We start from the raw sequence: 12,572 nt of genomic DNA, 5'->3' as shown, positions 1-12,572 counted from the left end.
TTGCTACAATCTTTAGGTGTGATTTTGGTCACTTCAACCTGGCGCGGAATCCTCAACTATGGATAGCGAAACAAACCCCTACCAGCGGATGGAATAACAATGAAACTAAAAACCCTACTCTCTACCGCAGTCCTCAGTGGATTGACCTTGTTAAGTGCTTCTGCCAATGCGTTCTTCGGTTCGGATGATGAATTGCGGCTTGGTTATCTGGTTAAACAGCCGGAAGAACCCTGGTTCCAGACTGAGTGGTCGTTCGCCGAACAAGCAGGCAAAGATCTCGGTTTTGAAGTGGTCAAAATGGCGGTGCCGGATGGCGAGAAAACCCTTAACGCCATCGATACCCTGGCCGCACAAGGCGCGAAAGGTTTTGTGATTTGCACCCCGGATCCAAAACTGGGTCCGGCCATCATGGCCAAAGCGAAAAGCTATGACCTTAAAGTGGTCACGGTCGACGACCAGTTTCTTAACGCCAAAGGCCAGCCAATGACGGACGTGCCGCTGGTGATGATGGCAGCAACGGCCATCGGTGAGCGCCAGGGTCAGGAGCTGTATAACGAAATGACCAAACGTGGCTGGGATGCCGCCACGACCGGTGTAATGGCAATTACTGCCGATGAACTCGATACCGCGCGCCGCCGCGTGGATGGTTCGATTTCCGCACTGAAAGCGGCTGGGTTCCCGGCCGGACAAATCTACCGCGTCCCAACCAAAACCAATGACATTCCTGGTGCACTGGATGCGGCCAACTCACTGCTGGTGCAATACCCGGACGTGAAACAGTGGCTGGTGGTCGGCATGAACGACAACACAGTACTGGGTGGCATTCGCGCCACTGAAGGCCAGGGCTTTGGTGCCGACAACGTGATCGGTATCGGTATCAACGGTGTGGATGCCGTCAACGAACTGGCCAAATCTCAACCGACCGGCTTCTATGGCTCTCTGCTGCCAAGCCCGGACGTGCACGGCTATCAAAGTATTGAATCGCTGTATAAGTGGGTCAAAGACGGTGTTGAACCGAAAAAATTCGTCGAAGTCACCGATGTGGTCCTGATCACGCGCGACAACTTCCGTGACGAACTGGCGAAAAAAGGCCTGTAAGTCCCTGCAGGGTGGCGACCGCCTTTCGGTCGCCACCGGATTCCACGGAGAGAAAGGATTAAACGGAGAAAACGTTATGGCGAAGTCCCCCTCTTATCTCGAATTTCGTAACATTTCCAAGCATTTTCCCGGAGTTAAAGCTCTGAGTAATATCAGCTTCCGCGCCAATGCCGGCAGCGTGCATGCTCTGATGGGCGAAAACGGCGCCGGAAAATCGACGTTACTGAAAACCTTGAGCGGGTTCCATAAACCAACCGACGGTCACCTGGCGATCGATGGCAAGGAGCACCTGTTTGACTCCACCAATGATGCGCTGGAACAAGGCATCGCGATCATTTATCAGGAACTCAACCTGGTGCCGGAACTGAGTGTGGCGGAAAACATCTACCTCGGTCAGTTGCCGACTAAGAATGGCCGGGTGGATAACGACACCCTCAACCGTAACGCGCGGGTGCAGCTCGAACGTCTGGGTGAAACCTTTGACCCATCGCGGCCGCTGAAAGAGTTTTCGATTGGTCAGTGGCAGATGGTTGAGATCGCCAAAGCGCTGAGCCGCAACGCGCAAATCATCGCCTTTGACGAACCAACCAGCAGCCTGTCACAACGGGAAATTAAAAACCTGTTTAAGGTGATTCGCGAACTGCGTGATGACGGCAAAATCATTTTATATGTCTCGCACCGTATGGAAGAGATCTTTGATCTGTGCGATGCGCTCACCATTTTTAAAGACGGTACTCACGTGCAGACCTTTGATGACCTCAGCGAACTGAGCCACGATCGCCTGGTTGAGCTGATGGTCGGCCGGGAAATCAACGACATCTATAACTACCGGGGACGCCAACATGGCCAGAGCGGATTACGCATCGAAAACTTCCAGGGCCCGGGGCTGAGCGCGCCAGTCTCGCTCGACATCAAACAGGGGGAAATCCTCGGCCTGTTTGGTCTGGTGGGAGCGGGACGTACCGAACTGACCCGGCTGATTTTCGGCGCTGAACGCGCAACAGGCGGTGATCTCTACCTGCATGATGTCAAAATCGGTATCAAAACCCCGCAGGATGCGATTCGCGCCGGTATCACCCTGTGCTCGGAAGACCGTAAAGCGGACGGCATCGTCCCTATCATGTCAGTCCAGGAAAACACCAACATCAGTGCCCGCCCCTGGTACCTGAAATTCAACAGCCTGATCGACTTTGAATGGGAAAAACGCAACGCACAGACACAGAAAGAGGCACTCAATGTCAAAGCCTCATCACTCGAGCAACCGATCGGCAAACTGTCAGGTGGCAACCAGCAGAAAGTAATTCTCGGCCGCTGGTTATCGACGGCAATGAGCGTGATCCTGCTCGATGAACCGACCCGAGGTATCGATGTCGGTGCCAAGTCGGAAATTTATGAACTGATTTTTAAGCTGGCTGAAAACGGCGTCACGGTACTGGTGGTATCCAGCGACTTACCGGAAGTACTTGGCATTTCCGACCGCCTGCTGGTGATGAAAGATGGTGCCGTGAGCGGTGAACTGCAGCGGGACGAGTTTAATGAACAAGCGGCCCTGCGTCTGGCGATGCTGGGCAATGAAGCTGTCGCAGCTTAATCCTGAGGAAGAATATTATGTCTTTATCCAACCCTACCAAAGTGATCGATAGCGAGCCTGGCCGCTCAAGTTTTAACTTCGCCAAGATCTGGGACAAATTCGGCATGCTGATCGTGTTTGCCGGCCTGTTTCTGCTCTGCGCGCTGTTTGTGCCCTACTTTGCTACCTTCATCAATATGAAAGGCCTCGGCCTGGCTATCTCCATGAGCGGGATGGTGGCCTGTGCCATGCTGTTTTGTCTCGCCTGTGGCGATCTCGATCTGTCCGTGGCTTCGGTCATTGCCTGCTCCGGCGTGGTAACGGCGGTGGCGATCAACGCCACCAGCAGCGTGGTGCTCGGCGTCGGGGCCGGTCTGTTGTCCGGCGTGCTGTTTGGCCTGCTGAACGGGTTTGTGATTGCCAAACTGCAGATTAACGCGCTGATCACCACCCTGGCGACGATGCAAATCGCGCGCGGTCTGGGCTACATCATCTCCGACGGAAAAGCGGTCGGCATTACCGAAGAGAGCTTCTTTGCCCTGGGGAACTCATCCCTGCTCGGTATCCCGACCCCGATCTGGCTGACTATAGTGACCTTCGCGGTGTTTGCTTTCCTGCTCAACCGCACCGTGTATGGCCGTAACACCCTGGCCATTGGTGGTAACGAAGAAGCGGCCCGTCTGGCCGGCGTCAACGTGGTCAAAACCAAGATGATCATCTTCACCGTGTCCGGCTTTATCTCGGCGCTGGCCGGGGTGATTCTGGCAGCGCGCATGACCAGTGGTCAGCCGATGACCTCAGTCGGTTTCGAACTGGTGGTAATTTCAGCCTGTGTTCTGGGTGGCGTATCGCTCAAAGGCGGCATAGGTAAAGTCTCTTATGTGATTGCCGGGGTGCTGATCCTGGGCACGGTTGAGAATGCCATGAACCTGCTCAATATGTCACCGTTTGCCCAATACGTCGTGCGCGGCGCAATTCTGCTGGCAGCCGTTATTTTTGACCGCTATAAACAGAAATCGCAGTAAGTGGGGAACTTTCTGCTGTTTTGCCTCCTTATTGCCTGCAATAAGGAGGCTTTTTTATGCGCCGCTTCTCATTCATGCCCTTCAGTCCGCCCTGTGGTCAAGAATCGCTGCGAAATGGCGGCGAATACCCGCCAAACTGCGCAATAATGCTAATAAAATGGACATATTTGCTGGCAAAACCTTTCTGTGACCGAGCTCTAGCTGCTTAACAATTGATCAACCTATTATTAACTCACTCTCATATCTGGCCCGCTGATAACACATTCTAAAATTCCAGCGCCAGATAGCTAAAAGCCATACGTCTACTCCGAGAGTGAAACAAAAAAATCAACAAGATAGGGAATAAATCATGTTAAAAAAACTCTCTTTAGCTGCCTCCGTCAGTGCGGTACTGATGTCCGGTTCACTGCTGGCCAACACCCTTACCGTCGGCTTCTCACAAATTGGTTCTGAATCCGGTTGGCGAGCCGCCGAAACCGCCGTTTCCAAAGCAGAAGCAGAAAAACGCGGTATTAACCTCAAAATTGCTGATGCACAGCAAAAACAGGAAAATCAGATCAAAGCGGTCCGTTCGTTCATCGCCCAGGGCGTGGATGCCATCTTTATCGCCCCAGTGGTGCAGACGGGCTGGGGACCGGTCCTGGAAGAAGCCCGTGACTATGATATTCCGGTCTTTCTGCTCGACCGCGGCATCAGCGTAGAGGATGACTCGCTCTATACCACCGCTATCACCGCTGACAACGTGCTGGAAGGCAAAGTCGCCGGTCAATGGCTGATTGATAAAGTCGGCAGCCAAGCCTGTAACGTGGTTGAACTGCAGGGCACCGTCGGCGCCAGCGTGGCGATTGACCGTAAACAGGGCTTTGCCGAGGCGCTGAAACAGGCTGACAACGTTCAGATAGTCCGTACCCAGTCCGGTGAATTTACCCGTAGCAAGGGCAAAGAGGTGATGGAGAGTTTCATCAAAGCGGAAAATAACGGCAAGAACATCTGCGCGGTGTTTGCTCACAATGACGACATGGCGATCGGCGCCATTCAGGCGATTAAAGAAGCCGGCCTCAAACCGGGCAGCGATATCGTCATTGTCTCCATTGATGCGGTGCCGGACATCTTCAAGGCCATGCTTAACGGCGAGGCCAACGCCACGGTCGAGCTGACGCCGAACATGGCCGGTCCCGCCTTTGATGCCCTGATCGCCCTGAAAGACAAAGGCACTGTCCCGCCGAAGAAAATCGTTACCGAGTCCAAGCTGTACCTGCCGGATGACGCCCAGTCGCAACTGGAGCTGAAACAAGATCTGGGCTACTGATTGGATGTCGTCATCACAGATCTGAATAACTGGCTTATCCAAGTCACTCACGCTCAGCGTGAGTGACAGATTCAGCGGTGCCCGGCCCAACGGGCACCTTCGGGAGCGATTATGTCTTTAGCACACCAATCACCAACGCTGCTCAGTGCACGCGGGATATGCAAATATTTTCCCGGAGTGAAAGCACTGGATAAGGTGGATTTCACCCTGCAGCGGGGCGAGATCATGGCTCTACTGGGCGAAAATGGCGCCGGTAAATCGACCCTGGTGAAAACCCTGACCGGCGTCTATCAACGCGACGGCGGCACAGTGGAACTCGATGGCGAGACCATCACACCGCACAACACAGCCCATGCCCAGCAACTGGGGATCGGCACCGTGTATCAGGAGGTCAACCTGCTGCCCAATATGACGGTGATGGACAACCTGTTTATCGGCAATGAACCGCGTAAATGGGGCCTGGTCGATCGCCGCACGATGGCCAGAGAAGCGCATGATATTGTTCGCAGTTACGGGCTCGATATCGATGTCAGCCAGCCGCTTAATCATTTTTCGGTCGCTATCCAGCAGGTGATCGCCATCGCACGCGCCATCTCACTGTCAGCCAAGATACTCATCCTCGATGAACCCACCGCCAGTCTGGACAGCAACGAAGTCGCCATGCTGTTTGCCATCATGCGCCAGTTGAAACAACGTGGTATCAGCCTGGTGTTTATTACCCATTTTCTCGATCAGGTGTATGAGATCAGCGACCGCATTACCGTGCTGCGTAACGGTCAGCTGGTCGGCACCCGAGACACCGCTCAACTGCCCCAGCTGGAGCTGGTGAAAATGATGCTGGGGCGCGAGCTCGACCAGAGTGCTCTGCACCGGGCCGGTAAAACCCGTCTCAGTGATGAACCTGTGGTGGAGTTTCACCAATTTGGCAAACAGGGCTGTATCGCCCCGTTTGACCTCAAAGTGCATGCCGGTGAAATCGTCGGCCTGGCCGGCTTGCTCGGCTCAGGCCGCACTGAAACGGCGCAGGTTATTTTCGGTATCGAGCGCAGCGACAGTGGCGAATGTCGTCTGAAAGGCCAGCCGGTTGCCATCCGCTCTGCCCGCCACGCCGCGCAACTCGGTTTTGGCTACTGTCCGGAGGATCGCAAAACCGATGGCATCATAGGTGCCGCTTCCGTGCGGGAAAACATTATTCTCGCCCTGCAGGCGCAGCGTGGCTGGTTCAAGCCGGTGCCGCGCAAAGAGCAGGACGCTATCGCACAGCGTTTTGTGCGCCAGCTGGAGATTAAAACCCCGGATATTGAGCAACCGATTGAGTTTCTCTCCGGCGGCAACCAGCAAAAAGTGCTGCTGGCACGCTGGCTGCTGACCAAACCCAGGTTTCTGATCCTGGATGAGCCGACCCGCGGCATCGATGTCGGTGCCCACGCCGAAATCATCCGTCTGATTGAGAGCCTGTGTGCCAACGGCCTCGCCCTGCTGGTGATCTCTTCCGAGCTGGAAGAGCTGGTCGGTTATGCCGATCGGGTGCTGGTGCTGAAAGACCGGCGTCAGGTGGCGGAAATCCCCACCGCGGATCTCTCTGTACCGGCCATCATGCAAGCTATCGCGCTGTAAGGAAGACGTTATGACCATTCTCAATACCCCGGCGCTGGGCAAGCAGCGCCACCGCTCCGGCTCGCTGCCCAAAGGCACACCGCAATTGGCAGCGCTGGTTCTGCTGTTTGTTATCAATGCCCTGATCGCCGATAACTTTTTCTCCATTCATATTCAGGATGGCCGCCTGTTTGGCAGCGTGATCGATATTTTTAATCGCGGTGCGCCGGTCGCCCTGCTGGCACTGGGCATGACCCTGGTCATCGCCACCGGCGGGATTGATCTCTCGGTCGGTGCGGTGATGGCGATCAGCGGCGCTGTGCTGGCCAGCATGGCACAGCAGGGCTATGCACCGGGCACCATTCTACTCTGCGCCCTGCTGTCCGGTGTTGCATGCGGATTGTGGAACGGCTTTCTGGTCGCGATCTGCAAAATCCAACCAATCGTCGCTACCCTGATCCTGATGGTAGCCGGGCGCGGCGTGGCCCAGCTCATCACCGAAGGCCAGATTGTCACCTTCAGTAATACCAGCCTGGCCTGGTTTGGCAGCGGCTCGCTGCTCTATCTGCCAACGCCAATTATACTGCTGCTACTGAGTACCCTGGCATTGTGGGCTCTGACCAAAAAAACCGCGCTCGGTCTGTTTATCGAATCGGTAGGTATCAATATCCGTGCCGCCAAAAACGCCGGTATCCATACTCCGGCGATCGTGATGTCTGTCTATATGCTGAGCGGAGTCATGGCTGCCGTGGCCGGCATTATCGTCGCAGCGGATATTCGCGGCGCGGACGCCAATAACGCCGGTCTGTGGCTGGAAATGGATGCCATTCTGGCGGTAGTGATTGGCGGCACCGCGCTGATGGGCGGACGTTTCAACCTGCTGCTGACCCTGGTTGGCGCCTTCATTATCCAGAGTATTAACACCGGAATTCTGCTGTCCGGTTATCAGCCGCAATGGAATCACATTGTCAAAGCCATGGTGGTACTCACCGTGCTGATACTGCAATCACCGGCGGTGCTGCAGCTGCTAAAGAGGAAATCATCATGATGCAACGTCATTTTCCGCTGTTAATCACCATTGGTGTGTTTCTGCTCGGTTACCTGTACTGCATGGTGGAATTTCCGGCCTTTCTGTCCACCCGGGTCATCTGTAACATTCTGACTGACAATGCCTTTCTCGGCATTCTCGCCGTAGGTATGACATTTGTGATCTTATCCGGCGGTATCGATTTGTCGGTCGGCTCGGTGGTAGCCTTCAGCGGGGTATTTCTCGCCACTGTGATCGGAGACTGGGGCCTGCATCCGTATCTGGCCATGGGGCTGGTGCTGGTGCTGGGCGCGCTGTTTGGCGGCCTGATGGGCTGGGTGATCGACGCTCTCAAGATCCCGGCTTTTATTGTTACTCTGGCCGGGATGTTTTTCCTGCGCGGGGTCAGTTTCCTGATTTCTGAGCAGTCGCTGCCGATTGAGCACCCGGTGTACCGCGAGTTATCACGCAGTGCCTGGCATATTGCCGGCGGCGGCCGGCTTAGTCTGATGGCGGTGGTGATGCTGGTGATCGTAGTCGCCGGTATCCTGCTGGCGCACCGCACCCGCTTTGGCAATAACGTCTATGCCGTCGGCGGTAATGCAGCGTCTGCCGCCCTGATGGGGGTGCCGGTCAGACGCACAACCGTCGGTATTTATATGCTGTCGACCTTTCTCGCCACCTGCGCCGGAATAGTGTTTTCCATCTATACCTCAGCGGGTTACCCGCTGGCGGCGGTCGGTGTCGAACTGGATGCGATTGCCGCCGTGGTGATTGGCGGCACGCTGCTGTCAGGCGGCGTGGGCACGGTGTTTGGTTCGCTGTTTGGCGTGTTAATTCAGGGCCTGATTCAGACCTACATTACCTTTGATGGCACCTTAAGCTCGTGGTGGACCAAAATCATTGTCGGGATTCTGCTGTTCAGCTTTATTGCCCTGCAACGTCTGCTGCTGGTAATGAGCGAGCGGCGCCGTCACCTCAGCAGCGCTGCGCTCAGCGGCGGATAAAAACAAAGCCGCCGGAGAGGACCCATCCCGGCGGCGCATACCAAGCGGCTGTCTTTTCTGGCCGTGACTCTTGTCTCAGGCCCGTTACACCCATTGTCCGGCGACGTAACCGCTCGACCAGGCCCACTGGAAGTTGTAGCCGCCCAGCCAGCCGGTGACATCCATCACTTCGCCGACAAAATAGAGCCCGGGCACGCTGTTGCATTGCATGGTTTTGGAGGAAATCGCATCGGTATCGACCCCGCCCAGGGTCACTTCTGCGGTGCGGTAACCTTCCGTGCCGTTCGGCACGATACGCCACTGCTCAAGTGTGGTGGTGATCTGTGCCAGTTCTTTGGAATTAAACTGTTTTAGCGGTTTGTCGCTCAGCCATTTACGCTCAATCAGCACTTCCACCAGCCGTTTTGGCAGCACCCGTGCCAGGGTATTTTTCAGACTCTGGTTGGGATGCTTGTCACGCGAGCGGGTCAGCAACTCTTCCACATCCACGTCCGGCACCAGATTAATGGTGACTGCCTGGCCCGGCTTCCAGTACGAGGAGATCTGCAGTACTGCCGGTCCCGACAGACCCCGGTGGGTAAACAGCAGCGCTTCTTTAAACACCTGACCACATTCGGCGCGGATTTCTGCCGGTACCGCAATACCCGATAGCTCGGCCAACGCCTCTTTATCTTCGACATGCAGGGTAAACGGCACCAGGCCGGCCGTGGTCGTGTGTACTGCCAAACCAAACTGCTCAGCCACCTTGTAGCCAAACGGCGTTGCACCCAGTTTCGGCATCGATAAACCACCACTCGCCACCACCAGTGACTCACACTCAATGTCACCCGCCGAAGTATGCAGGCTAAAGCCGCTCTCGGTCTTGGCGATGTCAAGCGTTTCAACCTGATAGCGCTGGCTGATGGTCGGCTGGTCACATTCAGCCAGCAGCATATTGACAATATCTTTGGCGGAATCGAGGCAGAACAGCTGCCCGTGATCGCGCTCTTCAAAGTCGATCCCGTACTTGCTCACCATGGCGATAAAATCCCAATTGGTGTACTGCGACAGCGCCGATTTAACAAAATGCGGGTTGCGGCACAGGTAATTGGCCGCCGAGACATCGTAGTTGGTGAAATTACAGCGTCCGCCACCAGAGATGAGGATTTTGCGCCCCGGTTTTTTGGCGTGATCGATGACCAGCACCCGACGGCCCCGTTTACCGGCTTCGGCCGCACACATCAGCCCGGCAGCACCGGCTCCAATGACCACCACATCGACTTTTTCACTCATAATTTCCACACTCAACTGCAATAAAAAAGGATGTGCAGCGCACATCCTTACTCACTCGGGGCGGTATTCTAACGGCAAAAACCCCGCTTGCCAATTGACCGTGTTACAGCATAAATGAAGCGACTGTCGTCACGACCACTAAGGTGGTAGAGAGGATAAACAGCTCACGCACCCGATCACATTTGCCGGTAAAAACCGGATCGTGGTGATGGTGATACTCTTTACTTTTCAGATAATGGTACAAACGCACCTGTTTGGTCACATTACCATGGGTGGTAAAGAAACCACCGCCATCCACTTGCTGATAAAGCAACGGATGAGCTTCGCGCATGATATAAATGAGTGAGCGTAACGCGGTCAGATAACGTAACAGGTTGACTCCGGTTACTATCATGAGCGCTAATAGAAGAATATCTCCACTGATCATCTTTTCCTCCCTACACCTCGAGTAAGTATGCCCAGAGAAAAAGACGATCGCTTCAATTGGTCTTTTTGCTGAGATGATTACCCAGCGGGGGCATCCATTACCGAAGATGAGCCTGCTTTTGCCAATGCTGCCAAGTCTTTATCGATGAAGAACAATGCCTTACCGTCTTCACCAACCAGATCCAGCTTATCTACAATCCCTTTAAACAACTTCTCTTCCTCGTGCTGTTCCGCCACGTACCACTGAAGGAAGTTAAACGTTGAGTAATCTTGAGATGTGAACGCCACATGTGCCAGTTTATTGATTTTCTGTGTAATCATTAGCTCATGTTCCAGAGTTTCGCGGAATACATCACCCAGACTCGCGAAATCGTGTTTTGGCGCTGCGATCGCACCCAGGATAGGCATTGCACCGGTTTCACTTACGTAAGTGAACAGACGTTGCATGTGCTGCATCTCTTCTACGGCGTGGACGCGTAAAAATTCAGCCGCACCATCAAATCCTTTGTCCTCACACCAAGCACTCATTTGTAAGTATAGATTGGATGAAAAAAATTCGAGATTAATTTGATCATTGAGTTGTTCAACCATGGCTTGCGATAGCATCGGACGCTCCTAATACGTTATAAATCACTGAGCTGACTATAACATGTTCAATCGCTATTGTGAGGCGACCTGCACCAATGGCGAAGGATATTTGATCCGGATGGCAAAAAATTTCGCGCCGAGGTGCTAATCTGTAGTGGATTACTGACTAGGAGCGAGCATTATGAGCTATCAACACATTTTAGTTGCTATCGATCTTTCAGAAGACAGCAAACACCTGATCGACAAAGCGGTTGCACTGGCCACGCCTCTCAATGCTGAGATCTCTTTTGTTCATATCGACGTCAATTACGCCGAACTTTACACCGGCCTGATTGACATCAATCTGGCGGAAACCCAGCATCACTCGATGGAAACATCGCAAAAGCAACTGCAGGAACTGGCTCAGTACGCTAATTTCCCGATCAAACATACCCTGGTCGGCAGCGGTGACCTCAACAACGAACTGTGCGATACCATCAAAGAGTTCCAGATTGACCTGGTGGTGTGCGGCCATCATCAGGATTTCTGGAGTAAACTGCTCTCCTCGACCCGTCAGCTTATTAATTGCTCACCTGTCGACCTGCTGGTAGTGCCACTCAAAGACTGACGCTGATTTAAAACTCAGTTACACTGCAGGCACTTTTTCGATTGAAACGTTTTAATCATGATTTATTTGTCTGCAGTGACCCTTCTTTGGGCCTTTTCGTTCAGCCTGATTGGCGTCTATCTGGCTGGTCAGGTCGATGCTTGGTTTTCGGTCTGGATCCGGATTGCACTGGCCAGTGTCGTCTTTCTACCTTTCCTCAAATTCAAGCAGGTGCCGGGCAAACTGGCACTGAAACTGATGGCAGCCGGTGGTTTTCAGCTCGGTCTGATGTACTGCTTCTACTACCCGTCATTCGAGCTGCTTTCGGTACCGGAAGTGCTGCTGTTTACCGTTTTCACACCGATTTATGTCACCCTGATTTATGATTTGCTCAAAGGGCGCTTTTCACCCTGGTATCTGGTGACGGCTGCGATTGCGGTGGCCGGCGCGGCAGTGATCAAATTTGCCGGTGTGAATGAAAACTTTTTCCTCGGCTTCATGGTGGTTCAGGGCTCGAACATCTGCTTTGCCATCGGTCAGGTGCTGTACAAATATGTGATGGAAAAAGAACAGGTAGAGCTGCCACAACGCACCATTTTCGGTTACTTCTACCTCGGCGCGTTAGTGGTCGCCAGTGTGGCCTTCCTGCTGCTCGGTAATCCGGAACGACTGCCGACCACCCATCTGCAGTGGGGCATCCTGCTTTACCTTGGCGTGATTGCTTCCGGTTTCGGTTATTTTGCCTGGAACCGCGGCGCCTGTCTGGTCAATGCCGGCGCGCTGGCAATTATGAACAATGCCCTGGTGCCAGCCGGCCTGTTGGTCAATATTCTGATCTGGAACCGGGATGTCGATCTGCCGCGTCTGTTGATTGGCGGTGCCATCATTCTGCTGTCGCTGTGGGTCAATGAAACCTGGGTCAAACGTCGCGCCGAACTCAGCTACCAGCGCGCCAGCCGTTAAGGCGCAGCTTTGCTGCATGCCCAACGTGTCCGCCCATGACTCGCTGGCCGGGAGCAACAAAAAGGCCCACTGCCGAGGTAGTGGGCCTTTTTATTGGTTGTGAGA

At 54.2% G+C, this 12,572-nt stretch carries 12 protein-coding genes; 9 read left to right on the top strand and 3 right to left on the bottom strand.

Going from position 1 to position 12,572, the window contains the following annotated elements:
• Window positions 1-99: 99 nt before the first annotated feature.
• The 7 genes from E6C74_RS17220 to yjfF all read left to right on the top strand — a co-directional run bounded on the left by E6C74_RS17220 (window position 100) and on the right by yjfF (window position 8,632).
• Entirely contained in the window at window positions 100-1,098 is a 999-nt protein-coding gene (locus E6C74_RS17220; RefSeq protein ID WP_136487288.1) for an arabinose ABC transporter substrate-binding protein, read from the top strand.
• 76 nt (window positions 1,099-1,174) lie between these two features.
• The gene (gene araG, locus E6C74_RS17215) at window positions 1,175-2,689 is read left to right on the top strand and encodes an L-arabinose ABC transporter ATP-binding protein AraG (RefSeq protein ID WP_136487287.1); all 1,515 of its coding nucleotides are present in this window, start codon (window positions 1,175-1,177) and stop codon (window positions 2,687-2,689) included.
• Between the two features lie 17 nt (window positions 2,690-2,706).
• Window positions 2,707-3,693: an L-arabinose ABC transporter permease AraH gene (araH, locus tag E6C74_RS17210; protein WP_136487286.1), complete on the top strand. Its 987-nt coding sequence runs from the start codon at window positions 2,707-2,709 to the stop codon at window positions 3,691-3,693.
• Between the two features lie 349 nt (window positions 3,694-4,042).
• Window positions 4,043-5,002, top strand: a complete 960-nt coding sequence (gene ytfQ / locus E6C74_RS17205) for a galactofuranose ABC transporter, galactofuranose-binding protein YtfQ (RefSeq protein ID WP_136487285.1) — start codon at window positions 4,043-4,045, stop codon at window positions 5,000-5,002.
• 111 nt (window positions 5,003-5,113) lie between these two features.
• Window positions 5,114-6,619 carry a galactofuranose ABC transporter, ATP-binding protein YtfR gene (ytfR, locus tag E6C74_RS17200; protein ID WP_136487284.1) on the top strand — a complete coding sequence of 502 codons (1,506 nt, stop codon included), beginning with the start codon at window positions 5,114-5,116 and terminating at the stop codon, window positions 6,617-6,619.
• Window positions 6,620-6,629: 10 nt separating this feature from the next.
• Window positions 6,630-7,646, top strand: coding sequence for a galactofuranose ABC transporter, ATP-binding protein YtfT (ytfT, locus tag E6C74_RS17195; protein WP_136487283.1), 1,017 nt, complete (start codon window positions 6,630-6,632; stop codon window positions 7,644-7,646).
• Complete coding sequence (gene yjfF, locus E6C74_RS17190) at window positions 7,643-8,632, top strand: galactofuranose ABC transporter, permease protein YjfF (RefSeq protein WP_136487282.1); 990 nt, start codon at window positions 7,643-7,645, stop codon at window positions 8,630-8,632. Before ytfT ends, yjfF begins: the two co-directional genes overlap by 4 nt.
• Window positions 8,633-8,716: 84 nt before the next feature.
• On the opposite strand, the gene E6C74_RS17185 is transcribed toward yjfF, so the two are convergent.
• The 3 genes from E6C74_RS17185 to ftnA form a co-directional block, all read right to left on the bottom strand.
• Window positions 8,717-9,904, bottom strand: coding sequence for an NAD(P)/FAD-dependent oxidoreductase (locus E6C74_RS17185; RefSeq protein ID WP_168797050.1), 1,188 nt, complete (start codon window positions 9,902-9,904; stop codon window positions 8,717-8,719).
• A gap of 103 nt (window positions 9,905-10,007) precedes the next feature.
• Window positions 10,008-10,331 carry a universal stress protein UspB gene (uspB, locus tag E6C74_RS17180; protein WP_136487280.1) on the bottom strand — a complete coding sequence of 108 codons (324 nt, stop codon included), beginning with the start codon at window positions 10,329-10,331 and terminating at the stop codon, window positions 10,008-10,010.
• A 77-nt stretch (window positions 10,332-10,408) separates the two neighbouring features.
• Entirely contained in the window at window positions 10,409-10,936 is a 528-nt protein-coding gene (ftnA, locus tag E6C74_RS17175; protein WP_136487279.1) for a non-heme ferritin, read from the bottom strand.
• 163 nt (window positions 10,937-11,099) lie between these two features.
• Between ftnA and E6C74_RS17170 the strand changes: the two genes are divergently transcribed.
• Together E6C74_RS17170 and E6C74_RS17165 are read left to right on the top strand one after the other, a co-directional pair.
• The gene (locus E6C74_RS17170; RefSeq protein WP_136487278.1) at window positions 11,100-11,525 is read left to right on the top strand and encodes a universal stress protein; all 426 of its coding nucleotides are present in this window, start codon (window positions 11,100-11,102) and stop codon (window positions 11,523-11,525) included.
• Window positions 11,526-11,582: 57 nt separating this feature from the next.
• Window positions 11,583-12,467: a carboxylate/amino acid/amine transporter gene (locus tag E6C74_RS17165; protein WP_136487277.1), complete on the top strand. Its 885-nt coding sequence runs from the start codon at window positions 11,583-11,585 to the stop codon at window positions 12,465-12,467.
• The last annotated feature ends 105 nt before the right edge of the window (window positions 12,468-12,572 follow it).

Origin of the sequence: Vibrio sp. H11, assembly GCF_004804295.1 — a bacterium.
GTDB lineage: Bacteria > Pseudomonadota > Gammaproteobacteria > Enterobacterales > Vibrionaceae > Vibrio > Vibrio ostreae.
The sequence above is the reverse complement of the archived record's forward strand: the minus strand, read 5'-3'. Positions and strand labels throughout refer to the sequence as shown.

Coding starts and splice junctions, on each gene's coding strand:
- E6C74_RS17185 (WP_168797050.1), bottom strand. CDS start 9,904: ATGAGTGAAAAAGTCGATGTGGTGGTCATTGGAGCCGGTGCTGCCGGG.
- E6C74_RS17220 (WP_136487288.1), top strand. CDS start 100: ATGAAACTAAAAACCCTACTCTCTACCGCAGTCCTCAGTGGATTGACC.
- ytfT (WP_136487283.1), top strand. CDS start 6,630: ATGACCATTCTCAATACCCCGGCGCTGGGCAAGCAGCGCCACCGCTCC.
- E6C74_RS17165 (WP_136487277.1), top strand. CDS start 11,583: ATGATTTATTTGTCTGCAGTGACCCTTCTTTGGGCCTTTTCGTTCAGC.
- ytfR (WP_136487284.1), top strand. CDS start 5,114: ATGTCTTTAGCACACCAATCACCAACGCTGCTCAGTGCACGCGGGATA.
- E6C74_RS17170 (WP_136487278.1), top strand. CDS start 11,100: ATGAGCTATCAACACATTTTAGTTGCTATCGATCTTTCAGAAGACAGC.
- araG (WP_136487287.1), top strand. CDS start 1,175: ATGGCGAAGTCCCCCTCTTATCTCGAATTTCGTAACATTTCCAAGCAT.
- uspB (WP_136487280.1), bottom strand. CDS start 10,331: ATGATCAGTGGAGATATTCTTCTATTAGCGCTCATGATAGTAACCGGA.
- yjfF (WP_136487282.1), top strand. CDS start 7,643: ATGATGCAACGTCATTTTCCGCTGTTAATCACCATTGGTGTGTTTCTG.
- ytfQ (WP_136487285.1), top strand. CDS start 4,043: ATGTTAAAAAAACTCTCTTTAGCTGCCTCCGTCAGTGCGGTACTGATG.
- ftnA (WP_136487279.1), bottom strand. CDS start 10,936: ATGCTATCGCAAGCCATGGTTGAACAACTCAATGATCAAATTAATCTC.
- araH (WP_136487286.1), top strand. CDS start 2,707: ATGTCTTTATCCAACCCTACCAAAGTGATCGATAGCGAGCCTGGCCGC.